23 protein-coding genes, 2 pseudogenes and 1 riboswitch are annotated in these 25,690 nt (G+C 36.9%); of the genes and pseudogenes, 17 read left to right on the top strand and 8 right to left on the bottom strand.

From position 1 onward, the window contains the following. The first annotated feature begins 2 nt into the window (after positions 1–2). The 9 genes from BAZO_RS13135 (at position 3) to BAZO_RS13095 (ending at position 9,452) form a co-directional block, all read left to right on the top strand. Positions 3–545 (top strand): 4Fe-4S dicluster domain-containing protein, encoded by a 543-nt coding sequence (locus tag BAZO_RS13135; protein WP_003332064.1) that lies wholly within the window; start codon positions 3–5, stop codon positions 543–545. Positions 546–565: 20 nt separating this feature from the next. After that, positions 566–1,435 carry a dimethyl sulfoxide reductase anchor subunit family protein gene (locus tag BAZO_RS13130; protein ID WP_003332063.1) on the top strand — a complete coding sequence of 290 codons (870 nt, stop codon included), beginning with the start codon at positions 566–568 and terminating at the stop codon, positions 1,433–1,435. 163 nt (positions 1,436–1,598) lie between these two features. Next, a complete protein-coding gene (gene dacB, locus BAZO_RS13125) occupies positions 1,599–3,059 on the top strand; it encodes a D-alanyl-D-alanine carboxypeptidase/D-alanyl-D-alanine endopeptidase (protein WP_003332062.1) in 1,461 nt (486 codons plus the stop codon). A gap of 144 nt (positions 3,060–3,203) precedes the next feature. Then, positions 3,204–4,346 (top strand): conserved virulence factor C family protein, encoded by a 1,143-nt coding sequence (locus BAZO_RS13120; protein ID WP_003332060.1) that lies wholly within the window; start codon positions 3,204–3,206, stop codon positions 4,344–4,346. Positions 4,347–4,431: 85 nt separating this feature from the next. Then, on the top strand, positions 4,432–5,733 hold the full coding sequence (locus BAZO_RS13115) for an SPFH domain-containing protein (RefSeq protein WP_003332059.1): 1,302 nt from the start codon (positions 4,432–4,434) through the stop codon (positions 5,731–5,733). A 48-nt stretch (positions 5,734–5,781) separates the two neighbouring features. After that, a complete protein-coding gene (locus BAZO_RS13110; protein ID WP_003332058.1) occupies positions 5,782–6,861 on the top strand; it encodes a TFIIB-type zinc ribbon-containing protein in 1,080 nt (359 codons plus the stop codon). After that, positions 6,855–7,694, top strand: a complete 840-nt coding sequence (locus tag BAZO_RS13105; RefSeq protein ID WP_003332057.1) for a TPM domain-containing protein — start codon at positions 6,855–6,857, stop codon at positions 7,692–7,694. Before BAZO_RS13110 ends, BAZO_RS13105 begins: the two co-directional genes overlap by 7 nt. 273 nt (positions 7,695–7,967) lie before the next feature. After that, positions 7,968–8,067: riboswitch (TPP riboswitch) on the top strand. A 165-nt stretch (positions 8,068–8,232) separates the two neighbouring features. Next, positions 8,233–8,943, top strand: a complete 711-nt coding sequence (gene tenA, locus BAZO_RS13100) for a thiaminase II (RefSeq protein ID WP_003332056.1) — start codon at positions 8,233–8,235, stop codon at positions 8,941–8,943. A gap of 221 nt (positions 8,944–9,164) precedes the next feature. Continuing rightward, positions 9,165–9,452, top strand: a complete 288-nt coding sequence (locus BAZO_RS13095; RefSeq protein ID WP_003332055.1) for a hypothetical protein — start codon at positions 9,165–9,167, stop codon at positions 9,450–9,452. Between the two features lie 87 nt (positions 9,453–9,539). Here the strand turns inward: BAZO_RS13095 and BAZO_RS13090 are convergent, their stop codons facing one another. Continuing rightward, positions 9,540–9,914 (bottom strand): YkvA family protein, encoded by a 375-nt coding sequence (locus BAZO_RS13090; RefSeq protein WP_003332054.1) that lies wholly within the window; start codon positions 9,912–9,914, stop codon positions 9,540–9,542. A gap of 333 nt (positions 9,915–10,247) precedes the next feature. Between BAZO_RS13090 and BAZO_RS13085 the strand changes: the two genes are divergently transcribed. The 3 genes from BAZO_RS13085 (at position 10,248) to BAZO_RS13075 (ending at position 13,614) form a co-directional block, all read left to right on the top strand. After that, the gene (locus BAZO_RS13085) at positions 10,248–10,532 is read left to right on the top strand and encodes a hypothetical protein (RefSeq protein WP_003332053.1); all 285 of its coding nucleotides are present in this window, start codon (positions 10,248–10,250) and stop codon (positions 10,530–10,532) included. A 138-nt stretch (positions 10,533–10,670) separates the two neighbouring features. After that, positions 10,671–12,941 (top strand): ATP-dependent DNA helicase, encoded by a 2,271-nt coding sequence (locus BAZO_RS13080; RefSeq protein WP_003332052.1) that lies wholly within the window; start codon positions 10,671–10,673, stop codon positions 12,939–12,941. Between the two features lie 4 nt (positions 12,942–12,945). Beyond that, positions 12,946–13,614, top strand: coding sequence for an NAD(P)-binding domain-containing protein (locus BAZO_RS13075; protein ID WP_039957552.1), 669 nt, complete (start codon positions 12,946–12,948; stop codon positions 13,612–13,614). Here the strand turns inward: BAZO_RS13075 and BAZO_RS21820 are convergent. Further along, positions 13,572–13,907 (bottom strand): annotated as a pseudogene (locus tag BAZO_RS21820) (class I SAM-dependent methyltransferase); the annotation flags it as partial. The gene BAZO_RS13075 and the pseudogene BAZO_RS21820 overlap by 43 nt on opposite strands. Positions 13,908–13,983: 76 nt before the next feature. Between BAZO_RS21820 and BAZO_RS13065 the strand changes: the two are divergent. The 3 genes from BAZO_RS13065 to BAZO_RS13050 all read left to right on the top strand — a co-directional run bounded on the left by BAZO_RS13065 (position 13,984) and on the right by BAZO_RS13050 (position 17,562). Further along, complete coding sequence (locus BAZO_RS13065; RefSeq protein WP_003332049.1) at positions 13,984–16,176, top strand: AAA domain-containing protein; 2,193 nt, start codon at positions 13,984–13,986, stop codon at positions 16,174–16,176. A gap of 120 nt (positions 16,177–16,296) precedes the next feature. Continuing rightward, on the top strand, positions 16,297–16,857 hold the full coding sequence (locus BAZO_RS13060; RefSeq protein ID WP_003332047.1) for a YybS family protein: 561 nt from the start codon (positions 16,297–16,299) through the stop codon (positions 16,855–16,857). 111 nt (positions 16,858–16,968) lie between these two features. Beyond that, entirely contained in the window at positions 16,969–17,562 is a 594-nt protein-coding gene (locus tag BAZO_RS13050; RefSeq protein ID WP_081585713.1) for a peroxiredoxin, read from the top strand. 136 nt (positions 17,563–17,698) lie between these two features. Here BAZO_RS13050 and BAZO_RS13045 read toward each other — a convergent pair whose 3' ends face one another. After that, a complete protein-coding gene (locus BAZO_RS13045; RefSeq protein ID WP_003332044.1) occupies positions 17,699–17,950 on the bottom strand; it encodes a hypothetical protein in 252 nt (83 codons plus the stop codon). A gap of 207 nt (positions 17,951–18,157) precedes the next feature. On the opposite strand from BAZO_RS13045, the gene BAZO_RS13040 reads away from it, so the two are divergent. After that, a complete protein-coding gene (locus BAZO_RS13040; protein ID WP_003332043.1) occupies positions 18,158–19,588 on the top strand; it encodes a PQQ-dependent sugar dehydrogenase in 1,431 nt (476 codons plus the stop codon). Positions 19,589–19,734: 146 nt separating this feature from the next. Then, positions 19,735–19,848, top strand: a pseudogene (locus tag BAZO_RS23450) (2Fe-2S iron-sulfur cluster-binding protein); the annotation flags it as partial. Positions 19,849–20,021: 173 nt separating this feature from the next. On the opposite strand, the gene BAZO_RS22450 reads toward BAZO_RS23450, so the two are convergent. From BAZO_RS22450 to brnQ, 5 genes are all read right to left on the bottom strand, one after another. Continuing rightward, the gene (locus BAZO_RS22450) at positions 20,022–20,180 is read right to left on the bottom strand and encodes a hypothetical protein (RefSeq protein WP_157382137.1); all 159 of its coding nucleotides are present in this window, start codon (positions 20,178–20,180) and stop codon (positions 20,022–20,024) included. 2 nt (positions 20,181–20,182) lie between these two features. Further along, entirely contained in the window at positions 20,183–21,436 is a 1,254-nt protein-coding gene (locus BAZO_RS13035; RefSeq protein ID WP_003332042.1) for a Ger(x)C family spore germination protein, read from the bottom strand. Then, positions 21,414–22,520 carry a GerAB/ArcD/ProY family transporter gene (locus BAZO_RS13030; protein ID WP_003332041.1) on the bottom strand — a complete coding sequence of 369 codons (1,107 nt, stop codon included), beginning with the start codon at positions 22,518–22,520 and terminating at the stop codon, positions 21,414–21,416. Before BAZO_RS13030 ends, BAZO_RS13035 begins: the two co-directional genes overlap by 23 nt. Positions 22,521–22,527: 7 nt before the next feature. After that, entirely contained in the window at positions 22,528–24,069 is a 1,542-nt protein-coding gene (locus BAZO_RS13025; protein ID WP_003332040.1) for a spore germination protein, read from the bottom strand. A 223-nt stretch (positions 24,070–24,292) separates the two neighbouring features. Continuing rightward, a complete protein-coding gene (gene brnQ / locus BAZO_RS13020; protein WP_003332038.1) occupies positions 24,293–25,639 on the bottom strand; it encodes a branched-chain amino acid transport system II carrier protein in 1,347 nt (448 codons plus the stop codon). Between the last annotated feature and the right edge of the window lie 51 nt (positions 25,640–25,690).

Here is a 25,690-nt window from a genome sequence, read left to right as displayed (position 1 = left end):
ATATGACACAATATGGTTTTGTTATTAATCTACAGGATTGTTATGGATGTAAAACATGTGCGGTTGTTTGTAAATCAGAAAATCAGACTGCTAAAGGGGTGCAATGGAGGAGGGTAAGGGAACTTAGAACAGAGAATCCAAATACAATAAATTTCCTTTCAATGTCCTGCAATCATTGTGATGAGCCGCAATGTTTAAAGGTGTGCCCTGTTTCAGCCTATACAAAAAGGGACGACGGAATTGTCATTCAAGATCATGAACGATGCCTTGGATGTAGATCCTGTGTCATGGCATGCCCTTATTCTGCGCCGCAATACGACCCTGTTGAAAAAAAAGTAAGTAAATGTGATATGTGCGTAGATTTAGTCGATCAAGGACTTAAGCCAAAATGTGTGGAGCTTTGTCCAGGTAATGTTTTGAAGTTTGGTGATATTGAGGAAATTCGTGCTGAGTATGGTAATGATATTAACGTAATTGAGAGGCAGTATAATTTGCCATCTCATAAAATAAGCAAACCAAATGTTGTAATTATTGCGGCAAATTAGTAGAAAAGGAGGGCAAAAAAATGGATGCATATGAAATTCCTTTAGTGGTATTCACTGTTTTTATTCAATGGGCAGCAGGAATTGTAATAGCAATGGTTTTACTTGAGTTCTTAAAGCCCAAATTTATGGAGACAATTGGAAAAACGTCTTTAAAAAAATCGATGTATATAGCCTTTACGGTTTCAGTTATCGGAACCATTGCTTCAGTGTTTCACTTAGGAAATCCATTAAAAAGCTATACAAGTCTTCTTGGATCCTCACACTCTTGGTTAAGTAGAGAGATTATAACAGTAATCTTATTCAATGCATTATTACTACTATCAACATATATCTGGTGGAAAATGTCGGATAAGGCAAATTTAAGGAAGGGAATTGGCACACTAACTGCGGTCATGGGAATTATAACAGTGGTCGTTTCTGGAATGGTTTATTTTTCAATGACGTTGCACCCAGCATGGAATAATTGGACAACCTTTGCCAACTTTTTGCTAACGGGATTACTCCTTGGAGCCCTAACAGTTTCCTATTTCGCACTTAAAGGAAAAAACGATGAAAACGGTATGGGGGAGAATGTAACCAAAGTTTTAGGAAGTTATCTTGGGCTAATTGTAGTGGCCTTAGTTGTAACGATTGGAAGTTCTTTCATGGCATCAGGTAATACCAGTGAAACCACAGCAGTTGCCGCTGTCTCGGTATCTTCAGTTTTATTCTGGATTCGTATTATAAGTAGTTTATTAGTTCCGGCAACGTTAATTATTTATTTTGTTGTCGCGAAAAAGGTGGATATTGTAAACTACGTTTTAATGGCAGCGTGTTTTGTATTAATAGGAGAGTTATCTGGTAGAGCGATGTTCTACTACTCAGTTATGAAACAATATCCGTGGTTTTAAGAATCAGCCTGAATAGACTAAGCCTTATTTCAAAGGCTTAGTCTATTCTTTTTTTAAAGCAAATGTGAGTTGACTTCTATGAGCTTTTTAGGGAAATAAATTGTCTTGGAAACAGTAAAAATGGCAATACTTGTTACTAAAAAGATTCTGGAAGTGGAATGAATTGAAGATTTTAAAGAAACGTTTACATATATTGGTTATTCTGATTTTAGTAGCCTTTTTTCTATCTTATTCAAACTCAAAAGCTAATGATCTGGAACAAACGATGAATGCAGAGCTTGATCAGTTTTTACAGCATGAGCCAACTTTAAAAGGAGGGCTTGTAGGAATTAGTATCCGATCTGCAAATACCGGTGAAATTATATTTGAGCACAATGGGGATACCCGTATGAGGCCAGCTTCAAATATGAAGAACCTAACTGCGGCAACTGCCTTATCGGCTTTAGGAGAAGGCTATCGGTTTAAAACTGAAGTCAGAACAAAAGGTAAGCGAGACGGAAGTACACTTAAAGGAAATCTATATCTTAAAGGCTATGGAGACCCAACACTATTAATAGAGGATCTTACCCAATTGGCAAAGAAAGTTGCCAGTTCGGGTATCACTGTTATTGATGGGGACCTTATAGCTGATGACAGCTGGTATGATGATGTTCGTTTGCCCCCTGATTTGGTATGGAGTGATGAATATGCTTACTATGGTTCTCAAGTTTCTGCGCTCACAATTTCACCGAATAAAGAATATGATTCTGGTACGATCCAGGTTAAGGTAACTCCAGGAAAAAGGATTGGGGAATCTGCGCAAATTCTACTATCACCTAAAACAAACTATGTAAAAGTCATCAATCAAACCATGACTATTGCACCAGATGGGAAAACGGAGCTGTCGATTGATCGAGAACATGGAACAAATATGATCATCGTGAAGGGGTTTATTCCTATTGGTGCGAAGACTAAAAAGGAATGGATAGCCGTCTGGGAGCCAACGCATTTTGTTCTTGATCTTTTTCAACAAGAATTAAAGAAACAAGGGATTAAACTTATGGGAGATTATAGAGTTGGTGAAACACCCCATGATGCTGATGTTCTTACTAGTCATCAATCCATCCCCTTGTCTGAACTTCTTGTACCATTTATGAAACTAAGTAATAACGGACACGCTGAAGTTTTAGTGAAGGAAATGGGGAAGGTAAAGAAAGGAGAGGGCAGTTGGGAAAAAGGAGTTGAAGTATTATATGAGGAACTTCCGAATTTAGGAGTGAATCCTAAAAATTTAGTAATTAGGGACGGTTCAGGAATTTCACATGTGAATTTAGTCCCAGCTAATGAAATTTCCATGCTTTTGTTTCATGCGCAACAGCAAAAATGGTTTCCTGCATTTTTGGATTCATTGCCAGTTGCCGGTATTAGTGACAAGATGGTAGGTGGAACCTTGAGAAAAAGAATGCAAACCTTAAATGTTAAAGCAAAAACAGGCACTATTACTACTGTTTCTTCCTTATCCGGTTATGTCGAAACAAAAAAAGGGGAAACGCTTATTTTTTCCATTCTTATAAATAATCTTCTTGAGGATGATAACGGGAAAGTAATTGAGGACAAAATTGTTGAAATAATAGCAAATTATTAAAGAAACAGGAGAGGCGGTCGGTTCTCCTGTTTTTGTTTTTCACTTGTTTCAACGCGTATTACATGAGGAGACACAGAGATTATGATATATTTTTGATTAAACACTACACAAATAATGTAAACACACTCTAAAGGAGATAATTAAATGAATATAAAGTCAATTGAGCCAACTCCAAGTCCGAATTCAATGAAAATAATATTAGACCAAAAGCTTCAAGAGGGAAAACGTTATAATTTTACAAAAGAAAATATGAATCAAGCTCCTGAACAAATTAGGGAAATGTTAAAGGTTGAGGGTATTACATCAATCTTTCAGGTTACGGATTTTCTAGCTGTTGAAAGAAATCCACGGTACGAATGGCAGCCTATATTACAACAAGTAAGAGGAATTTTTGGAGAAAAAGCAGAAAAACCAAATGAAGAGATGGTTGAAAAAACAAATGTAGCATTTGGAGAAATAAAGGTTCTAGTACAATTTTTCAAAGGTATTCCAATACAAGTCAAATTATTAGATGGACAAGAGGAAAGACGATTTGGGATGCCGGACAAATTTAAAAAAGCTGCGGTGGATGCGGCTACAACAGAAAATATTGTGATGGAAAGAAAGTGGGTAGAGCAAGGGATTCGCTATGGAACTTTTGAAGAAATCGGAGAACAGGTTGTGGAGGAACTCTTAGCCGCGTATCCTGATGACCGCTTAGAAAGTATTTTTAATCAAGCCAAAAATTCAACGGTGGAAGCGATAGAAACACAACTTAAAACAAAAGTGAAAATGGAAATAACCCCAGAAATGCTGGATGTACCGGATTGGAAAAAACGGTATGCTCTTTTAGAACAACTAGACCCTGAAGAAAAGGATATTCCGCTTTTAAAGAAGGCATTAAAGGATGAAAAAGCTTCTATCCGCAGACTGGCTGTCGTGTATTTTGGTATGATTGAATCGGAAAAAGTACTTCCTTATTTAGAGGATGCTGTTGTAAATGATTCTTCGGTTACAGTAAGAAGAACAGCAGGAGACTGTTTATCTGATATTGGGAATCCAAAAGCAATCCCGACAATGATTCATGCACTAAAGGATAAAAATAAGCTCGTGCGTTGGAGAGCAGCCATGTTCCTGTATGAAGTGGGAGATGAAACTGTAATCGAGGCATTACGTGAGGCTGAAAATGATCCTGAATTTGAAGTGGCTATGCAAGTAAAAATAGCTCTTGAACGGATTGAAGGTGGAAGAGCAGCAGAAGGCTCTGTGTGGAGACAAATGACGGAAAGCCGGAATAAAGATAATTAGAGCCGGAGTTCCCGACCCTCTGTCCCAATGTTATACTTAAAGGAAAGTTGTTAAAAAATTAACCTGCAATTGTGGAGGGGATATTATGGGGATTATTAAAGCTACTTTAGATGCTGTAAGAGGCGGTCTAGCGGATCAATGGTTGGAAGTTATCGAGCCTCAGGCTATGAGTGATACAACAGTTATGTCAGTAGGTGTTAAAGTTAGAGCAAAGGATAAAAGGAACAGTAATTTCAAAGGCACAGACACAACAGTTTCTAACGGCTCCATTATTCATGTTTACCCAAATCAATTTATGATGTTGGTGGATGGCGGAAAAATTATTGATTATACTGCCGAGGAAGGGTATTACAAAGTTGAAAATTCTTCGATGCCGTCATTGTTTAATGGTGAATTTGGAGAAGCGTTATATGAAACGTTTAACAGAATAAAATTTGGCGGAGTGCCATCTTCTGCCCAAAAAGTTTATTTTATAAATCTTCAGGAGATCAAAGGGATCAAGTTTGGTACTCGAAATCCAATTAATTACTTTGATAATTTTTATAATGCTGAATTATTTTTGAGAACGCACGGAACGTACTCGATAAAAATTGTGGACCCACTTAAATTTTTTGTGGAAGCAATTCCACGAAATAAATCCATTGTTGATATAACCGAAATCAATGAACAGTATCTGTCTGAATTTATGAATGCGCTGCAAACAGCTATTAATCAAATGTCAAGCAACGGCATTCGAATTTCATTTGTTCCTTCTAAGGGAATGGAACTGGCAAAATACATGTCAACCATATTAGACGAGGACTGGACACGGATGCGTGGGATGCAAGTTGAGTCAGTCGGAATCAATAGCATTTCTTATGATGAACAATCTCAAAAGCTTATCAATATGAGAAACCAAGGTGCTATGCTGCAAGACCCAACAGTAAGAGAAGGCTTTGTACAAGGCGCGATAGCGAGGGGATTAGAAGCTGCTGGTTCAAATGAAGGTGGGGCTATGCAAGGATTCTTAGGTATTGGTATGGGTATGCAAGGTGCAGGCGGTTTTATGGGAGCGGCCTCAGAAGCAAATAGATACCAAATGCAACAACAAGCACAACAAAACCTACAAAAACAACAGCCTGTAAGTGCTCCATCTGAACAGTGGAAGTGTAAGTGCGGACATAGTAACACGGGCCGTTTCTGTTCAGAATGTGGTTCACCAAAGCAAACACCAGAGCAAGAAACTTGGAACTGTCAATGTGGGCATCAGAATCATGGGAAGTTTTGTGCAAACTGCGGTAGGAAACGACCTGATGATGATGGCAAATTAAAATGTAAGAGTTGTGGATTTACACTATTTTCTAATGAAACCGTGAAATTCTGTCCTGAATGCGGAAATAAGTTTTAACGATGAAACCCTACATTTGCTAAACCAACAATGAATGAGGTGGTCAGCTTGGAAGTAGTTGTTTACAAGTGTATTAATTGCGGTGGGCCTCTTGTCTTTAAGGCAGATACACAAAACTGGATATGTGATTATTGTTTAAGTGAATTTACCGAACAGGAAGTTAAGGCTTTTATTAATAATGAGCAATCGAACTATGAGTCTACGATGAGTGGCGAGTCCCTACAGGAAAAGAAACAGCTCGATCAAGAATTTGAAGAAAAAGCGGTCGGGTTTATTTGTAATAGTTGTGGGGCGGAAATCGTGACGGATGACACAACAGCGGCAACCTTTTGTTATTATTGCCATAACCCGACCATCATTCCTAGGCGTTTGGAAGGTGAATTTAGACCAAAGAAAGTCATTCCGTTTAAGTTAGATCGTGAGAAAGCCACAGAACGATTTGTCAACTGGTGTAAAAGAAAACCGCTTCTGCCTAAATATTTTACATCCACCTCACAGCTTGAGAAGTTAACAGGGATTTATGTTCCATTTTGGCTATTTGATTGTAATTCCAATGGGGAAGTTGCTGGTGAAGCAACGAAGGTCCGGGTTTACACTAGGGGCGATACCCGATATACGGAAACCAGATTTTATCATGTCAAAAGAGAGGGCAAGGCCGGTTTTAAAGCTGTACCAGCGGATGGATCGAAAAAAATGGATGATGAACTCATGACCATTCTAGAACCCTACGATTATCAGGATTTAACTGATTTTTCAATGTCCTATTTATCTGGTTATTTAGCAGAAAAATATGATATGGACCAAAACGATGTATACGGTAGAGTTTCCGATGTTATCCGAAAAAATATGGGTTCATTACTTCGTGAAACGATTCAGGGTTATAGCTCCGTACGTATACAGCATTCAAATGTCCAGTTAAAAGAGGTCGATGCAACGTATGTTTTATTGCCGGTTTGGGTATTTACGTACCAATTTAAAGGGAAGACCTATCTTTTTGCGATGAATGGACAGACAGGAAAAATTGCTGGGCGCTTGCCGATTAGTATGGGAAGAGCTGCATCATGGTTTGGCATGATATCAGGTGCTACTTTTGCCGTTCTTTCGTTAGGGGGGCTTTTCCTATGGTGATTTGTAAAAGGTCACTTTTTATGATACCGGTTATCATGTTAATGATTTTAACTTTAGGTATCGGTGTATTCGCATCGGAAAACAAAGTTTACGATTTTGCTAGTTTGTTCACCGATATTCAAAAAGAACAGCTGCAAGAAAAGGCAACCTTGCTTAGTGAGCAATTAGAGATGGATATTATCATTGTTACAATCAATGATGATGAAGGAAAATCATCAAGACAATTTGCAGATGATTTCTACAAGGAACATGGTTTTGGATTTGCGGGAACGTCTGACGGTATTTTGTATCTTCTTAATATGGATAGCCGTGAAGTTTATATTTTTACAAGAGACCGAATCGTGGATTATTTTCCAGATGCGACAATTGAAGCAACGCTTGATGAGTTTTATCCATATTTGGGTGAAGGAAAATATAGTGAAAGTGCGGATGTTTTTTTAGATGAAGTGGAAAAAGTAATGCATGAGGGACTACCTATTAGTGCGGGAAACGGGCCATCAACAAGCCAAATTCCTAGCACAACGGTTGAAACTGTTCATACAACAAGTGATTCGGAGTTGATAAAAGAACTCACCCTTTATTTACTTATATCCATTGGGCTAGGTGCTGTTACAGTTGGTATTATGGCTATGAATAATCGTGGCCGCTCAACAGTCAATGCAAGAACATATTTAGAAAATAACTCCTTTGTTGTTACGAATACGGAAGATCAATACGTTCGTACAATGGTGACCCAACAAAAAATACAAAGGAATACAGGCAGCGGTGGAAGTTCGGGATCCTCTTTTGGTTCTGGTGGCGGTCGATCCGGTGGTGGCGGAAGGAAGTTTTAACGGCAGATAGTGAGAATCGATCTGAGTGAATGGTTTCTGAAACTAGGGCCGTTCGATGACGGATAATTTGCTTTTATCCGCACCAAATGGAGTTCAAGCCTCGTTTGATGCAAGATAATTTGAAATTATCTGCATGAAAGCGAAAAATGATTTCCAAGAATCGAGTTAGGTGTGAAAAATGGGAAACAATGTGAATAAATGATAAGTGATTCCTATAAATTGCTATTTCTCGTAAACTATGCCTATACTAATATATAGAAATCAAATAATTAATAATTCGACTAGGGGAGCATGAAAATGCTGAGAGAGATATGATCGACCCTTTGAACCTGATCTAGGTAACACTAGCGTAGGGAAGTGGAACTGGAACTGGCATTTTATGTGGACTATTATGTCTGTTTACCTAACCCATCTCTATTAAACTAGTGATGGGTTTTTGTATTTTATCGCTCCCAATGTTAAAGAGGTGAGAACATTCCATCAAATATTTTAGTAATGTTATATCGGAAACTGTCTTAAATAGAAAGGGGATAATATTTTGACGAACTTATTTACGGATCGATTATGGAACCGAATAGAGCCGATTTGGAAGTCATATTTGGAGCATCCTTTTGTGAAAGGGCTTGGAGAGGGCTGGTTAGAGAAGGATAAATTCAAGCATTATATGAAGCAGGACTATGTTTACTTAATTGAATATTGTCGACTTTTTGCTTTGGGAAGTGCTAAAGCACAGGACTTAAAAACGATGACTAAATTCGCGAAACTTCTTCATGGCACGTTGGATATGGAAATGGAACTTCATCGTCAATATGCCGCTCGATTCGGAATTTCTCATGATGAGCTGGAAGCAACAGAGGCAGGCGCTACAACAACAGCTTATACAAGCTACATGCTAAACATAGCACAACTTGGAGGAATTGAAAATGTAGTCGCATCTGTCCTTGCATGCGCTTGGAGTTATAGCTTTATCGGTAAAGAACTAGCATCATGGCCGGGAGCAATCGATCATGAATTCTATGGTGAATGGGTAAAAATGTATTCATCCGATGAATTTACTGAATTAGCTGAGGATTGTATGAATCTGATAAACGAAATGGCGGAGGGAAAACCAGAACGAGAATTAGCTAAACTGGAGGAGATTGTAGTTAAAACAAGCTACTTCGAATATATGTTTTGGGATATGGCGGAGAAACAAGAGGAATGGCCCGTTAAACTATATACACAAAGCAGGCTTATAAAACCGATGTGAAATGGGAATAATAGGGAACATAGTAAGAATACTACAGATTGTCTAGGGTTAATCATTGAAAGAAGCGCCTAGGTACGTTATGCTTAGTATAGAAATAAGAATTTTTAAGAAAAAATAGAATAGTTATAATGCAGTAAAAAAGAGGATGCACCAATATAATTCCTTATCGTGCATCCTCTTTAGCTTATGGTCAACAGATGTTTAATAGGAGGATTATTATAATGAATACTAAAATTAGAAAAGTAAAATTCAACAAAGAAGGAAAGAATCCCGTTTACAAGGTAATTCTTGAGTGTCCTGAAGGAAAAGAATTATATACACACTTTGATTATATCCTTGAAACCAATACATATTCGGTATTAAAAGTAAAATATGATGGGCTTGATAAAGATGCAAAGCTTGCTTGGTATACTAAAGATGTTGAAAAGCTTCCCGTTGATAAATTCTTAGATAAAGTAAGCCAAAAGATCAATAAAAAATATGGTTATGTATTAGAAAGTAAAAACTAGTTTACATAAAATTTTTATGGTTAAACTTGAAGCTTAAATGTCGAAGTGCCCGGCACTTCGACATTATTTTGTCAGGGGAAAACCCCATCAATCAATTTTTGAGTCAATTTTGGATGTATCTGCACTTTCTCCAAACCATTCTTGTAATTTTGCTTTTGCTTTATTTTTAATATCCTCATCAATATATATTGCCACTTGCACTAATGCCAATCCAACTGCACTCAAATCATCGGTATACCCTACTCCTATCAGAGCATCTGGAATTAAGTCGATTGGAAGAATGAAATACCCTAATGCTCCAATAATCGTTGCCTTTGCCTTTACTGGAACCTCTGGTTTTTGAAGTGTGAAGTATAGTAGCAATACAATATACACAACAGATGAACCAGCTTTTTTAGCAAAAACCTTTAACTTTTGCCAAAATTTTTTATCAGAGAAATGTTCGGATGCAAATAATTTCATGTTGTTTCCTCCAATAGTTTCTAGTACTCACATCATAATATATCTTAATAAATAAAGGTAACAAAAAGGTAAAAGTTATTACACGTCGAAAAATCCCGACAGGTTTTGTCTGTTATTGACGCACGTATTTTATTGTATTTCCTATTGCCCTATGGTTTAATTAACCATATTGATATTTTATAAGAATTCTACAAAAAATAAACTTTACTAGAATATATGAATAGGAGGTTGATATAGAGGTCGACGGAAAATACATATCTGTAGAAATCATACGTAATCACTTTGGCATTTTAATTTATTATCTAAAATAATTCATAATGAGGAGTTATTAAAATGGTTATTCAAAATTTAGTTAATACGAAACAATATTTTGTAAATGAAACAAAAATGAACTATTTTGTGGTTTATGAAAAATTCGAAAAAGTTAAGGCCTTTATTAAGGATAAATATATAGAAGAATGGAATGCTGGAACAGAGGAACTTATACATATTTTTTATGCTAATAGTAAATCTGATTCCGTACGAAGTCTTCGAAGTTTCAAACTTAATCAAGAGAAGATGTCGATTGAGGATACACTTCAGACTATAAAGCAAGAACATAAAGAGATTTTCAAATAATCTAGAAAAAATAAGCCAAGGGTATCTTTGGCTTATTTTTTATGAATAGATATTATGCTCTGTCCTAATGCCATTTCTGGTATACTATTTTTATATGATGAAACATATATTCTTATTTTCAAACTAGTTGGTGATTTAATGTTAAATGATGTTCATATATCTGTGCGTGGTCTTGTTGAATATGTATACCGGGGCGGTAGTATCGATTCGCGTTTTCTCTCCCAGCCTACTTTACTAGAAGGGACAAGGATTCACCAAAAAATCCAAAAAACCTATCGAGAAACGGATCGGGCCGAAGTTTATTTGCATACGGAAATACCTTATAACGGTCTTACCTTTATCATTGATGGTCGATGTGATGGGCTTTTGTTTCATGATGATGAAGTAATTGTGGACGAAATTAAGTCTTATTCTCTCCCGCCCAGCCAACTACCTGAGGAAGGGTACCCAGTTCACTGGGCACAAGCGAAAATGTATGCGTATATATATTCGAAGGACCAGAGGTTAACGGAGATTGCTGCTCAACTTACCTATGTCCATGTTGAATCGGAAGAATGCATAATCTATAAAAAGAACTTCACTTTTTCCGAATTAGAGCATTTTGCTCATCAAATGGTGGAAGGCTTCACACCATATGCTGGTCTTCAGCAAAAGCATCGCACCAGCAGGAATGAAAGTATTAAAGCCTTAGATTTCCCGTTTGATAGCTACCGACCGGGTCAGCGGAAATTAGCGGGAGCGGTCTATAAGACGATCCTGGATGAAAAAAGCCTGTTTACAAAAGCTCCAACTGGTATCGGTAAAACAATATCTACTCTGTTTCCAGCCGTTAAGGCAATCGGAGAGGGCCACCTCAATCGTATTTTTTACCTTACCGCAAAAACGATTACCCGGACAGCGGCAGAGGATGCGGTTAACCGGATGCAATCCAGCGGATTAGATCTTAAAAGTATTACAATCACGGCCAAAGATAAGGTTTGCTTTAAGGATAAAACGATTTGCCAAAAGGATTATTGTGAGTACGCCAATGGGTATTACGACAGGATTAATCAATCCATTCTAGATATTCTAAGCCATGAAAAAGCGATTACCCGTGAAGTGTTGGAGAAATATTCGCATAAGCATAGGGTTTGTCCATTTGAATTCTCGATTGACCTTGCCTATGAAGTGGATGCTGTCATTTGTGACTACAATTATATTTTTGACCCAAGGGTATCATTAAAACGCTTACTCGGAGAGAAAAAGAAGAATACAGCTTTATTAATTGATGAGGCACATAATTTGGTTGACCGTGGTCGGGACATGTTTTCCGCCTCTTTAAATAAAAGGACTTTTCTTCAATTAAAAAAGGATTATAAGGAAAAAGGGAGCCTAGTTTCTGAGTTTGCTAAGCAAATCAATGCCTGGTTCATTGCTTTGAAAAAGTCGAAAGAAGGAATGTGTGAATTTGTCCTGGATGCATTGGATTCTGATTTAAAGACTCTGCTTTATTCTTTTGTAAAAGCATGTGAAGGGGGACTACAAACAGAATTCTCTGAAGACCTTTTGGATGCGTATTTCAATGTGAAAAACTTTTTAAAAATTGCGGAACTTCTTGATGATTCCTATATCATTTACGGCGAGCAGGGAAAAAATGATCTATATATCAAATTGTTTTGCATCAATCCAGCTAAGCTTCTTCAGCAGATGGGGAAGGGGTATCGTGCTAAAATCTTATTCTCAGCGACACTTTCTCCACTGCCGTATTATCGGGATATACTTGGCGGTCAAAAAGAGGATTATGTACAGTCACTACCGTCACCATTTTCAAGGGAACAAACGGAGGTCATCATCAAACCATTGTCAACCCGTTATCGGGACCGTGATCGCACAAAGGCTGCCATTGTATCGTTTGTCCAATCACTGCTTGAAAAACGTCCGGGTAATTATTTAATCTTTTTTCCTTCCTATCAGTATATGATGACAGTCTATGACCTGTTTAAAGAATTGGACCCGGAAACCAATACACTTCTTCAAAGTACAGGGATGATCGAAGAGGAAAGAGAAGCGTTTCTGGAAGCTTTTAAGCCTAATCAAGGGGAAACATTGTTGGGTTTTGCGGTCCTTGGTGGTATCTTTTCCGAGGGGATCGATTTAATAGGCAACCGTTTGAACGGAGTAGTGGTTTTGGGAGTTGGATTGCCGCAGCTTTGTTTTGAAGTGAACTTGATAAAGGATTATTTTGACAAACAGGGAAAAAATGGCTACAACTATGCATATGTCTATCCCGGTATAAATAAGGTGCTGCAAGCAGGAGGTAGACTGATCCGTTCAGAAAATGACCGAGGAACGATCGCCCTTATTGATGACCGCTTTTTACAAAAACAATATCAGCAATTATTGCCGGAGGAATGGAAGGAGCGTGTATGAGATTATGACAAGAATAACGTTGGTTGGCATTGGAAGACTAGGTAGCTCCCTAATGAAACAGTGGGATCAGACCAATGAAGAAATAGGTGTTTTTCATCCGTCTGAGGAAAAGGTAAAAGGTTTTATTTCCAATTATAAGAACGGTACCCCTGTATCAATAAAAGGGTTACCCAATACGAATACGATTATTATGGCTTTGCCTGCAACTAGGATAGCCGACTTTCTTAAGCAAAATCATCATTCCCAAGTTACCTTCGTAAACATGGCAACTGCCTTGAAAACGTCAGATCTCCAAAAAGAATTCCCTGAATTACAAATTGTTAGTATGAAGTTTGTAGGGCATTCCGTGGACCTTTTCAAAAATGGAGAAGGTTATTTCATTACGGAACAACAATCTCCTGATGATATCGTAGATCTATTTACCAGAATCGGAGAGGTTAGGAAGGGCGACCCTGAAATTGTCAATGAAATCAACAAGTTGGCTACTTATTATGGTATAAAAGCGGCAGTAGAATTAGAGAACGAGCTCAAACTAAAAAATTATGACCAATCTTTAATTAATCGTGCTCTTTCAGCGATTACACCAGAAGTAATTAAGTCTTACCAAAGGAAGGATCTCGGTCATTTTGCTCAAAGTGTTGCTGATGAGGTTAAGGAATCATTTAAAAGATGACTATTTTTAAGGTATTTTTTACTTGAGATAATATTAAATCCACATTCTTCTATTAAAACCTCTGGATTCCTGTTAAGATGGCAGTCATTAGCAATATGTTTCCAAGCTGGTGTTAAAAGATGCTGTAATCCTGCACAAAATGGCTGTTCCATTTTTATATGCTCTAAAACTAGTAATTTTCCGTTTGGTTTAAGAACTCTTTTGCATTCTTGTAATACTCGCTCCATATTATCAACCGAGCAGAGAACGAGTGTTATCACAATTGTATCAAAATGGTTATTGGGAAAGGGTAAGTGCTCAGCTTTATTATACTATAATAGGAGAGAACATTTAAATAATATAGAAAGCAGTAAAGATAAGAGGGAGCAAATGACAACAACCAAAACTTATATAAAAGAATGGCAGCAAGCACTGCATCAAGAGATAAATTACTTAAAAAAGTTTGGCGGAAGCCGATATTCAGTGACAAATGGCAGGCTGTTATCAAATGACGGCACTTATAGCTATTATTTTGATACAGCTTTCTTATTAAAGATACCAGTTGGTTCCTCTATAAAATTGGAGTGGGGAACGATGAAAAGTACTGGCAGAATGCTTTCCTCCGAGGGAAGGGGAGTCATTCTGGCAATAGAACAGAACTTTGGCGATCTTATTCAGGATGCGTTTCTTCTGCATGACCCTTGGGAACTGTTGGAGCAATTAATAGAGCGCTTGGATGAAATCAAAAAAAGCAAACAAAAGCGGCTTAGAGTGAAAAGATTGATGAATCCTTCCATGGAAACTAAGCATCCTGTAGCAAAAATTAAAAGTAATGTCCATGAACTAGTTTTGCGGTCCAAATATAATCCGGTCACATTTGTCTGGGGACCGCCGGGTACCGGGAAAACCTACACCTTGGCTAGAACAGCTGCTAACAAATATATTCAGAACAAAAAGGTGTTGATATTGTCACATAGCAATCAAGCTGTCGATGTATTGATGGGTGAACTTACTGATTTTATTAAAAAGAAAAAAAGATTTCAAGAAGGGGATGTGCTCCGCTATGGTGGAAACATCGGGGATACTCTATCTACCCATCAGGAGATTACCACAAATCTGCTTATTGAAAAGCAGGACCCGCTCCTTGCCAAGGATAGAGATAGACTAATGGAAGATAGGCGCCACTTAAAGCAGGATTTAGCCCATTCCTTCAGTAAACGAGATTCGGATCACTTGCTAGAACTAGAGATAAAGATTGCAAGGGTTCTGGAAAAAGTAAGGGAAAAAGAAGTTGAATTAGTGAAAGATGCGTTAATTATTGGAACGACACTGGCAAAAGCGGCTAGTGACAGTGCTGTTTATGAACGAGAATATGACGTCGTCATCATTGATGAAGCAAGTATGGCCTATGTACCACAGGCAGCTTTTGCAGGAGCTTTGGGAAAGCGAGTTATTATTTGCGGGGACTTCAAGCAATTGCCTCCGATTGCTTCGAGCAGGGACATATTTGTGGCCAAATGGCTAAAAGAGGATGTATTCCATCATGCTGGGATGGTGGATTGGTTGCATGAAGGGAAGCTTCACCCGCAGCTTTTTTTACTAAAAGAACAGAGGAGGATGCACCCTGATATTTCTGAATTTACAAATCGGTACATTTACCAATCACTGGTTGGAGATCACGAAAGTGTCAATAAAAGCAGAAATAAGATCGTAAGTCAAACTCCTTTTAAAGACCATGCTGCTGTCCTGCTGGATACCAGTTTCACAGGCTTGCATTGTATGAATGATAAAAGCACCAATTCCAGATTCAACCTCTGGCAATTGTTGCTGTCTTTTCAATTAATGAATGAAGCATACGCAAGTGGAGCTAAATCGATTGGATATGTGACACCATACCGAGCCCAAGCGAATCTTATGGAACTGCTTCTTGAAGAAATTTATGAGAAAGAGCGCAGCCACGCGGATATTATTGCGGCCACTGTCCACCGATTCCAGGGAAGTGAACGGGATGTGATGATATTTGATACAGTAGACTGTGACCCGCAAGACCGGGTAGGTATGCTGTTAATCGGCAAGGACAGTGAACGTCTGATTAATGTAGCGATTACTAGAACGAAGGGGAAATTTATTCATGTCAGTAACAGAAATTTTATCGAAAAGCACATTTACCAAGGAAAAACGCTACGACAACTCGTTGACCATCAGGTCCGGAACAAACAAGGGGTTACAACAAAAGATATTGGTTCATGGATTCGAAACCAACACTCTAAGTTAAGGTGGATTCATGCACGAAAATTGGAGGGGGTTTTTCAGGACCTGCAATCGGCAAAGTCATCGATTACTATCTCCTTGCCGATGGGAACCAACTTACAGGAAGAATGGAAAAAGCAGTTACTAAATAAAGAAAAACGAGTAAAATTAACTATTATTTCCGATCGCTTTCCGTTTCCGTTTGTAATGATTGATGAGAAGGTTTTGTGGCTGGGACTTCCACTTGAAGGAGCCAGAGGGGTTCAGTCCCCTTATGTAGCAGCAAGACTAAGTTCAAGCCAAGTTTGTGAATACTTGTTAAAACAGATTTAGATGGGTCACGGGGTCGGGAACTGTGTCCCGTTTTGTGACAGAGAATACATAATTATAGGTCCACTCCTAATAAATGTTAAATATATTGTATTTAACAAATATTTTGAACGGGGTGGATAAATGTATTTTTTAAGATCAATTTCAGATGATATTCAGGTTGCCCAATTACAGTTTCGTAATCTTACAAAAACAAGGATGCTTGTTTTAGGAGCTTTTCTCGCTTGTCTTGCTGCTGTACTTCAGGCAGCGGGTGGTTTTCTGCCAGGGATTGGATACTTTATCAGCCCATTTGCCACTTTACCGATTCTGATCTGCGCTATGTTTTCGCTTCCGGTTGGTGTGATGTCCTATTTTCTTACTATTCTGTTGTTATTTATTTTGGTACCTAGTGAACTAAACGTGTTTCCTTTTACAACTGGGTTGTTAGGAATAGGAATAGGAGCAGCTTTTTCCTTTTTCAAGAAACGAGTAAGTATTATTTTTGTTGGTGCCATTCTCTTAACGACAGGTATTATTAGTTTACTCTATATTTTCCGCTTCCCTGTTCTTGGTCCAGCTGTATCCTATTCCTTTTCATACCTTACTACAGGTGGTATCTTCTTATTTGCCCTATTTTACAACTGGCTCTGGGTTGAGATTGCTCTATTCTTTTTCAAAAGATTAAGGGGCTTTATAATTTAGTGACCATCTGAATAGGATTGTCGAGTACTTGAATTAATCATTGAAGACACCGACAATTTGTCCAGGGCATATGGATAAATGTGTTGAACTATCTAAAAGGGGGGGTGTTTTATGGCTAAGAACGATGTACAACCATTTTGCGCACAAATAATGGATAAAGCACCTCTGTTTGTAGCAGAAGCTTACGACAATATCGAAAAGAAAATGAAAGATATTCATCTAGAAAGTTTTCGTGGGAAATGGGTGATCTTATTTTTTTATCCGAGTGATTTTACATTAGTTTGACCGACGGAGTTGGCAGCGGTCGCTGCTATTTATGATCAACTGAAAGTCTTAAATACTGAAGTGCTGGCCATAAGTACGGATAGTGTATTTTCTCATAAAATTTTTACCGAGGTTTCTCCAACTGTTTCTAAGATAAAGTTTCCGCTGCTAAGTGACAGAACACAAGAAATAAGTAGAGCATATCGAGTGTTAGATGAGAAAACTGGTGCAGCATTCAGAGCAACAATCATTATAGATCCAGAAGGAATGATGATTGCCGAATTTGTTAATCCTCCGGATGTCGGGAGAAATATTTTCGAAATAGTAAGGATCATTCAAGGTCTGCAATATAATAGAAAGACTGGGGAGGTTGTTCCGGCAAATTGGGTACCGGGTCAATCGGGAATTACAAGAGATACAAAGTACATTGGTAGAATTTAAAGTTTAATTGAATATGATGGGCTTTCACCAAAACAGTTGGGTTTGTTTTAATAGGAGGATCAACATAGGGACGGTTCTTGAATGGTACCGGAAAAAATCGGGACTATTTCAGTGTCTAGAACCGTCACCGTAATTCTCATTTAACTCGATATAGTACAACATAGCCGTTCTCTCTAGCAATAAATTTGCGGTCCTTTTCTTTTTTATTCAGCACTTTCTGAAGTTTAAAAAGAGAAGCTTCTTTTGCGTTTTCTGGGGTACTACCATAATTGTAAGCGGTTACACTTTTGATCGTAGAAGAGACAATATACCTATCGCCGTCAAGCCAAATACGTTGTCTAACTTTTCCGTTTTGATACCAGAAAGAATCCCAAATTTTTCTAACCATTATGATAATCACCTCGTTTTTTAAACTATATTTATAATATACTGTGTTTATTCTTTTAATGCCAGTTTTATTTTTTGAAAATACAAAATTTTATGTGATAACTAAAATATGTGGAATGCTGAATCTCCATTAATGAGTCACCGTACTAATAGAAAATTTCAAATCATATTCTTATACGAGGAACAGCATAAAGGGGTGTGAAGTTAATTGGTGAAAGTTAAAGTTCGTTTACAGCCCATTGTTAGTCATATCAATTTACCAACTGTTTTGAAAACAACTATACTTCCAGGTGACTCATTTGAAAGATTATTTATTGCAACTCAGGTAGGGGAGATCTTTTATGTAGGAAATGGGATGATAAAAACTTTTTTAGATATTCGCTCGCGAATTATAAAACTAGGTACATCTGAACCAGGTGTTTCTCGTGGTGGATATGATGAACGGGGATTGATTGGACTAGCGTTCCATCCCCAGTTTTATTATAACGGTCTGTTTTATCTTCATTATTCAGTAGCTGGAACACAAGGTCCAGGTGCCCTTACCGAACGCTTTACCCCTAATCCGTGTGATCCCAAAACGTTAAATCTGAGGTGGATAAATAGAGAAACTCAATATGATCATATTGATACAGTTGAAGAATGGATTTTACAATCGAATGGTCAACCTCAAAAACGACGAACATTACTTAACTTAAGAAGGCCATTTTTTAATCATAACGGCGTTAATAGCTTGAATTTTTCACCTGAAACAGGAAAAATGGTTTTAACAACAGGAGATGGTGGATCGGGCTATGATCCATTTAATTTAAGCCAGGATGATATGGAAATAGCCGGTAAAATAATTGAAATTGATGTAGATAAGATGCCATATATTCAAAATCCACCTGTTGTCACACGTTTTGAAGAACTCCCTGTACCTATTCAAGAAACGCTTACGGTAATTGCCAAAGGGGTTCGTAACATAACTGGTATATCATTTCAAAGGTTTCAAAATGGGTACATCAAATATGTGGGAAATGTCGGACAGGATTTGGTCGAGTCGATTTTCTCATTCGCATCTTATAAACCAATACCGGTTACTCATCTTGTTCAAGCTTCCTTAACGAATTCTGTACCTGACCAAAACGGATTTATTAACTTAGGTTGGCGGGGATGGGAAGGTGCTTTCCCCACTTCAATTATAAGGGGTTGCTCTGAAGACTCGACTATGGATGAGAAAACAATTGCCTATTACAATGAGACATTGGTCACTTCCATTCAGCGTATTCCGCCTCTAATAAGTTATTTTCATAAAGACCCCCGCCCTGATAAATTTGAAGGAATTTCACTAACAGGGGTGCAAGTTTACATGGGGAATAGTATCTCCACTTTATCGGGAAGCGTTGTGTTTACTGATTTTGTCCGTAGTCAAAAAACTCAAACACCAGCTAGAGGGGTTTTAGCTTACACAAGGATAAGAACAGATTGTAAACTAAATGATTTTCATGTTATTGAAACCGATTATAATTATGGAACTCAATCAGCCTATTATGTTAGTTTGGGAACAAATCAGAATCAAACCAGACTTTTTTTAGGGGTTCATGGTTCTAGAAATGTAACAGATTTTAACAAAGGTACCGTTTTTGAAATTATTCCATAATTCATAGCCTTGAAGTTTGATACTATGAACACACATACGATTTATAAAACAACGATCGAGGAAACTCTAATTATCAGCGAAACAAGTGGAAGAATAGATATAAAACAAAACCGTCGTTATTTTCAAATAGAAATAAAAAAGGCCAATCTATCTTGGAGGCTGCTCTTGAACAAAAATTATCTCTAAATTATAAGTGTAAAAAGGGTACTTGTGGAAAATGTAGAGTAATGGCAGTGAATGGTCGTAATGATCTTCAATAGACAAATAGCCTTGAGATAAAGAAATTAGACAACTTAATTGAAAGCGGATTTCGTCTTGGTTACCAAGCAAAGATTAAGTAATGGTACAATTGTAATATTTTTGGAACATCGACACACTCACAAATGTTGAAATATCAATGTTTGTGAGTGTTTTTTAGTTACTTTTGATCGTACTATTTAATAATTGTAAAAAAAGGAGCAATGACCACCACTAATGCAAGTGTAAATACAACGATTGACCCTACTTTACTTTTTTCCTTCCATAATGTAACTGAGAATCCAGCAGTATAAAGGAATATGATAATCATCATCACATAAACAAAGATTTTCATTTTTAATCACGAACCCTTTGATAACTAGGTAATTCACTTTGTCGTCCAAATTCACCATATGTAATATCTACACTAATTTCTATTACTGCATCCGGATATGATTTCATCCAATCATATTTTTCCCATTGCGGAATGGTTAAAAAATGCTTTCGTGCAGCTAATGAAAAGCCGAATGGTTGCCCTAGAAATTCTTCTTGTGTCCTTTTAACAAGTGCAGCAATACGTTCTTGAATCCTTTTTTTCATATGCTCCTTTAATTCATCTCTTTTATCTTTATTATTGGCATAATTAACCATGCTATGGTCTGTTAAAACTTCAACCAATAAGGGAAGATTTACACGTATTTTGGGAGTTTTTTGTGTTACGTCAACTTTTATTTCAGGGTCATTTATTTGTGTATACCGGGCAGTAATCCAATAGCCCTCCATAAAAGGATCAGGAAAAGACTCTAAAAAACTAGGCATTTCCATGGCTGTATTCATTAATTCAGCAATGCGAGTTTCCTCCACGGACAATGTTCCAATCATTCTTCCTTCCTTAAAAATTGCAGAGCCTAAAAATTGTGCCGGATTAGTATTTCCGGTTACCTTTAATTTTCCCGCTATTAACTCCGGGTCAGAATTTAGTTCTGCAGTATCTTCGTCTTGCTCAGTCGTTGCATAGGCAGTTATAAAAAGATCTGCATCTGCCTCTGTTATTCGAAAGAAATTGTGGATGGTTGAATCAGGTATTAAACCTATTTTAATTGAATCCTTAAACATTATTTCAAAATATTCATGTCTTCTCGTTTCAAGTTTTGGTTTATTATTTTCGATAAATTTATTTGCCATTTCTTTTGTAATAATAAGTCTTGTATCCCTCCTAATGTCACGGTCTTTTGTAGCATCATAAATCCAACGAATAAAATCTTTGTCTTTTGCAAAATCCTCAGAAACAACAAAGAAATCTAATATATCATATGTAATAGTCTTTGCAATCACAGCATTAGCAATATTTTGAGATCGTATAAAATCCGGTGCATTAAATGTTATAGTTTCATGTGTTGGTTCCTGTGAACCTCCGCCTACCTGGGTCGATCCAGCCTCGGGATTAGAGATTAAATAGGTGACCTTAATAATGCCTTTATAACTTGTTTTATCTAATCCAATTCCTAGAACATAGGCCCTTTGATCAATTTCCTCTTGATCCCAACAACCTGTTAAAATTAAAAGAGTTGTAAATATTAGGATTGGCTTAATGGTGATTTGCTTTATCATGTTTAAACTCCCCTTTTAATTTGGCAATTAACCACATGAAGCAAGGAAATAACAGAAACACAGGGCTAGTAACTTCCAATAGCATTTCCCTTAAAGTAAAAATAGTAAAGGTAGGGGCATCAGGTGCCATACCGATAATAACGGTAATTGTTGCAATTGTTGGGATTAGATATTCAAAGTTTTTGATATTACAAATCCTACCCAAAAAAAGTGCAATTAAATACAAATAAAAAGAAAATCGAATAAATGTGGCAACTACCCAAAATGGAAAGAAAAAGGTTTCAACGTTGGTTAAAAATCCAAGGCGAATTAAGCGTATTAATTCATGAAAAGGGTAATTCACCATATTTAAACCTTCATAATCAAATACAAATAAATAAATAAGAAAGGAAAAACAGATTAAAATCGATACGATACATAATCCGGTAATCGTCCCTTTTTTAAAAGCTTTAGCTGATACAAGATAAGGCGCGATAAGTCCCAAAAAGAAAAAATCAGCATAAATTGACACATGGGACGTACTTTCTTTGATGACCTCCCATGCACCAGGACCGAAAATAGGAAATATCAAGTGTCCATTGCCATCTTGTAGTGAAAACAATAGAGCCATAAAAATGGAAATCAAAAGGTAGAAAAGAACTAACCATGAAATAGTACCCAGATGCTCTAACCCTTTTTTTGCAATATAAGCACTAGTAGTCATTAAGACGGCAAAAATTATTAATGGTGGTGAATTGGTAAAGTACATTGTACTAATAATATCAACATAAACCGCAGAATCGACGATTAGAGCACAAATACCGAGAAGTAACAAAATCGTAGATAAGCTGTTGCCAATATATTTTCCAAATAAATGAATGATACAATCATGCAAATTTTTATTTTTATATAATGTAATAACCTTAATCATTAGATAAATTGGGATAAAAGATAAGATTCCATTTATCAGTGGTACCATCCAGTACGCACTACCTAATGGTTCAACTAAAATGGCAGGTGTATCATCTGCGAGCTTCACACCAACTACAAGCAGAATGATTGCGACATATTCTCTTATCCCAATTTTCCCAACTGTTTTCTCCATAGAGTATCTAATTCCTCTGCTTTTTGATATGATCCTTCGGTTTCACATAACCCGGACGAATCTTTTCATTCTTTAATAATTGTCTAATAATGGTGTCTTTTGATGATGGATATTTCGGTGACATTGGAGCCAAATAAGGAACACCGAATGATTTGATTGATACCATATAAGCAAGGCCCATTGTAAATAAAGATGCCATACCATATATACCAAATAATCCTGATGAGAGGATAAAGGCAAACCGAATAATTCGAATGGCGAAATTCATACTGATATCACTAATGGTGAATGAGCATAGCCCACTTAATGCAACAACAATGACGATAATTGGACTCACGATATTGGCTTGAACGGCTGCCTGACCTAGAATGAGCGCCCCGACGATTCCGATTGTCGGTCCAATTGGGCTAGGTACTCGTAACCCAGCTTCTCTAATAAGCTCAAATGCTATTTCCATCATTAAAATTTCGAAAAAGGATGGAAAGGGGACCTTTTCACGCGTTGCTGATATCGCTAATAGGAGGTCAGTTGGCACCATTTCAGAATGATAATTTGTGATAGAAACGTAAATTGCTGAAGCAAAAAGTGTAATAAATAATGCTGATACACGAAGAATTCTAATAAAATTACCATAGATAAAACGTAAATAGTGATCTTCGGGATTATGAATAAAGGCCCAAAAGGTCGCTGGTAGAATTAAAGATGCCGGTGAATTATTCATGAGTAGAACGATATACCCATCTTCCAAGAATGAAGCAGCACGGTCAGGTCTCTCCGTGTATAGAATACTTGGAAAAATAGAGGCTGGTCTTTCCTCTATATACTGTTCTAACAAGCTAAGATTTTGGATTGCATCAACCTCTAATGCACTGACCCTCTCTTTAATATTTTTAACCAGCTTATCATTTGCAAGATCCTTTATGTATAAAATATATAACTCATTTTTTGAGCGTACTGAGACTTGCGTTGTTTCTACTATAAGATTTTCATTTTTAATTTTCTTACGAATCAATGAAATATTTGTCGTTACTTTTTCATTAAATGCTTCCTTTGGTCCTTTTACAACATTTTCATTTTCAGCTTTTTCAACAGATCTACTTTGAAAATTGGAAGTCCCTATTACATATGCTCGATGATCACTATCAACAAAAAGGACTGTATTTCCTTGATTTGCACCATCCGTTACATCCTTTATTTTTTTTATCTCAGAAATTGATTGGACCTGTATAATATCTTTGATTGATTTTATAGAATTTTCATTGCGTAAAAGAGGCTCTATAATATGTTCACTGATCACCCTTACGTCAGAAATAGTTGAAATAAATAAGAGTGCAGCCTTTTTATTTAAACCATTAATAGTGAAATTATGGATTTTAACATCACTATTTTCTGGTATTGAATACATCTTTTTAATTATTGAGATATTATTTTCAAGTACAGAATCAATATTCTGATTCTTTCTTTGAATATCATCAAGTGATGATTGTTCGGGATAATCCTTTTGGTCTTGAAACTTATCCTTGTATTTTTTATATAAATGATTTAGCATATCGGCACTCCAGACCCCTTTTTACATAGTTTTCCTATTGTTTCATAATTCATACTATGTCTTGGTAATGATCAGACAGTATTGATTGCACCATTCAATAAACCCCAATAATATAAAAAGCCTAAAATACGCAAGCAGTTCAAAATGCTTTCATATTTTAGGCGTCGATTGTTCAACTGGCTTGATTCACTTTTCCACCATGGATAACCTGAAATTTTTTCTTTTAATTATTTTCAACTGGTGACACTTGATAATCCGCTTTTTTGACTGCATTGATGACAAGCCCAACGAGTCCTCCAATAATCGCTGGCAAAATCCAACCTAATCCTACCGAATACAGTGGAAGAATAGTAGTAAATAGATCATTGATGACCTGTACCTTAATGCCAGCCGCATTTAATCCATCAAATACACTTACAATACCAGTTAATAACATGCTAACTTGATAGACCGCTTTTTTGCCTTTAAATAGAGGGTAAAGGAATGTTAACACTAGTAGGCAAATAGCTAACGGATAAAGAGCGACTAAAACCGGTACTGAGATAGAAATTAATGTTGATAAACCAAAGTTTGCAATGACTGTACTAAACAATGTGAAAATGATTGCCCATCTTGTATATGAAATACTTGGTACTAATTTGTTGAAATATGCTGCACATGATGTGATCAAGCCGATACTAGTTGTTAAACAAGCCGCAATTACAATAATAGAAAGTAACGCATTTCCGTATGAACCAAAGTAATGAGCGGAAACTGCCGCAAGAATGGCACCGCCATTATCTAACATGCCTAGTTCTGAAGCACTTGTTGCCCCCATAAAGGCAAGGGAAGAATAGATTGCCGCGAGTAATCCGCCAGCAATAAGCGCAACCTTCAAACTGGAAGTCATAATTTCCTTCTTCGTAACTGCACCACTATTCTTCATTGTATTGATGATAATGATCCCAAATACAAAAGCAGCAAGTGCATCCATTGTTAAATACCCTTCTTGAAATCCTTTGAAAAAGGCATTATTTAAATAATTTTCAGTTGGTGCTTGAATTTCCCCAATTGGATTAAGGAAAACAGCAACAATAAGAACAGCAATTGATAGTAGTAATATAGGTGTTAACACTTTTCCGACAATATCAACTAATTTAGAAGATTTTAGTGAAAAGAATAAAGTAATCGCAAAAAAGACAATTGAAAAAATCAGTAAAGGTAAGGACCCTGCATTGTCTCCAAAGAAAGGTTTAATTCCGATTTCATAAGATACTGTTGCCGTTCTAGGTATTGCAAAAAGTGGGCCGATTGAAAGATAAAGCGCACATGTAAATAAAATTCCATATATAGGATGAACTCTACTTGCTAGAGATTGCAAGTCGTTTTTCCCAGAGAATCCCAATGCAAGAACGCCTAGAACTGGTAATCCAACTCCGGTTACGATAAAGCCAGCATTTGCAGCCCAAACATTTTCTCCTGCCATTTGCCCAAGCATAACAGGGAATATTAAGTTTCCAGCTCCAAAGAATAGCGCAAATAACATAAAACCTACTGAAACGACAAATGAGAATGAATTTCTTGATGCCATAAATAAGACCTCCATTAATAATAAAAAATATTCAACTATTTTAATATTGAA

It is taken from the genome of Schinkia azotoformans LMG 9581 (assembly GCF_000307855.1).
GTDB lineage: Bacteria > Bacillota > Bacilli > Bacillales > Bacillaceae_J > Schinkia > Schinkia azotoformans.
The sequence above is the reverse complement of the archived record's forward strand: the minus strand, read 5'-3'. Positions and strand labels throughout refer to the sequence as shown.

Excerpts from the sequence above, each read along its gene's own strand:
- BAZO_RS13135 (WP_003332064.1), top strand. The coding sequence starts at position 3 with ATGACACAATATGGTTTTGTTATTAATCTACAGGATTGTTATGGATGT.
- BAZO_RS13130 (WP_003332063.1), top strand. The coding sequence starts at position 566 with ATGGATGCATATGAAATTCCTTTAGTGGTATTCACTGTTTTTATTCAA.
- BAZO_RS13120 (WP_003332060.1), top strand. The coding sequence starts at position 3,204 with ATGAATATAAAGTCAATTGAGCCAACTCCAAGTCCGAATTCAATGAAA.
- BAZO_RS13115 (WP_003332059.1), top strand. The coding sequence starts at position 4,432 with ATGGGGATTATTAAAGCTACTTTAGATGCTGTAAGAGGCGGTCTAGCG.
- BAZO_RS13105 (WP_003332057.1), top strand. The coding sequence starts at position 6,855 with ATGGTGATTTGTAAAAGGTCACTTTTTATGATACCGGTTATCATGTTA.
- BAZO_RS13095 (WP_003332055.1), top strand. The coding sequence starts at position 9,165 with ATGAATACTAAAATTAGAAAAGTAAAATTCAACAAAGAAGGAAAGAAT.
- BAZO_RS13090 (WP_003332054.1), bottom strand. The coding sequence starts at position 9,914 with ATGAAATTATTTGCATCCGAACATTTCTCTGATAAAAAATTTTGGCAA.
- BAZO_RS13085 (WP_003332053.1), top strand. The coding sequence starts at position 10,248 with ATGGTTATTCAAAATTTAGTTAATACGAAACAATATTTTGTAAATGAA.
- BAZO_RS13080 (WP_003332052.1), top strand. The coding sequence starts at position 10,671 with ATGTTAAATGATGTTCATATATCTGTGCGTGGTCTTGTTGAATATGTA.
- BAZO_RS13075 (WP_039957552.1), top strand. The coding sequence starts at position 12,946 with ATGACAAGAATAACGTTGGTTGGCATTGGAAGACTAGGTAGCTCCCTA.
- BAZO_RS13065 (WP_003332049.1), top strand. The coding sequence starts at position 13,984 with ATGACAACAACCAAAACTTATATAAAAGAATGGCAGCAAGCACTGCAT.
- BAZO_RS13060 (WP_003332047.1), top strand. The coding sequence starts at position 16,297 with ATGTATTTTTTAAGATCAATTTCAGATGATATTCAGGTTGCCCAATTA.
- BAZO_RS13045 (WP_003332044.1), bottom strand. The coding sequence starts at position 17,950 with ATGGTTAGAAAAATTTGGGATTCTTTCTGGTATCAAAACGGAAAAGTT.
- BAZO_RS22450 (WP_157382137.1), bottom strand. The coding sequence starts at position 20,180 with ATGAAAATCTTTGTTTATGTGATGATGATTATCATATTCCTTTATACT.
- BAZO_RS13035 (WP_003332042.1), bottom strand. The coding sequence starts at position 21,436 with ATGATAAAGCAAATCACCATTAAGCCAATCCTAATATTTACAACTCTT.
- BAZO_RS13030 (WP_003332041.1), bottom strand. The coding sequence starts at position 22,520 with ATGGAGAAAACAGTTGGGAAAATTGGGATAAGAGAATATGTCGCAATC.
- BAZO_RS13025 (WP_003332040.1), bottom strand. The coding sequence starts at position 24,069 with ATGCTAAATCATTTATATAAAAAATACAAGGATAAGTTTCAAGACCAA.
- brnQ (WP_003332038.1), bottom strand. The coding sequence starts at position 25,639 with ATGGCATCAAGAAATTCATTCTCATTTGTCGTTTCAGTAGGTTTTATG.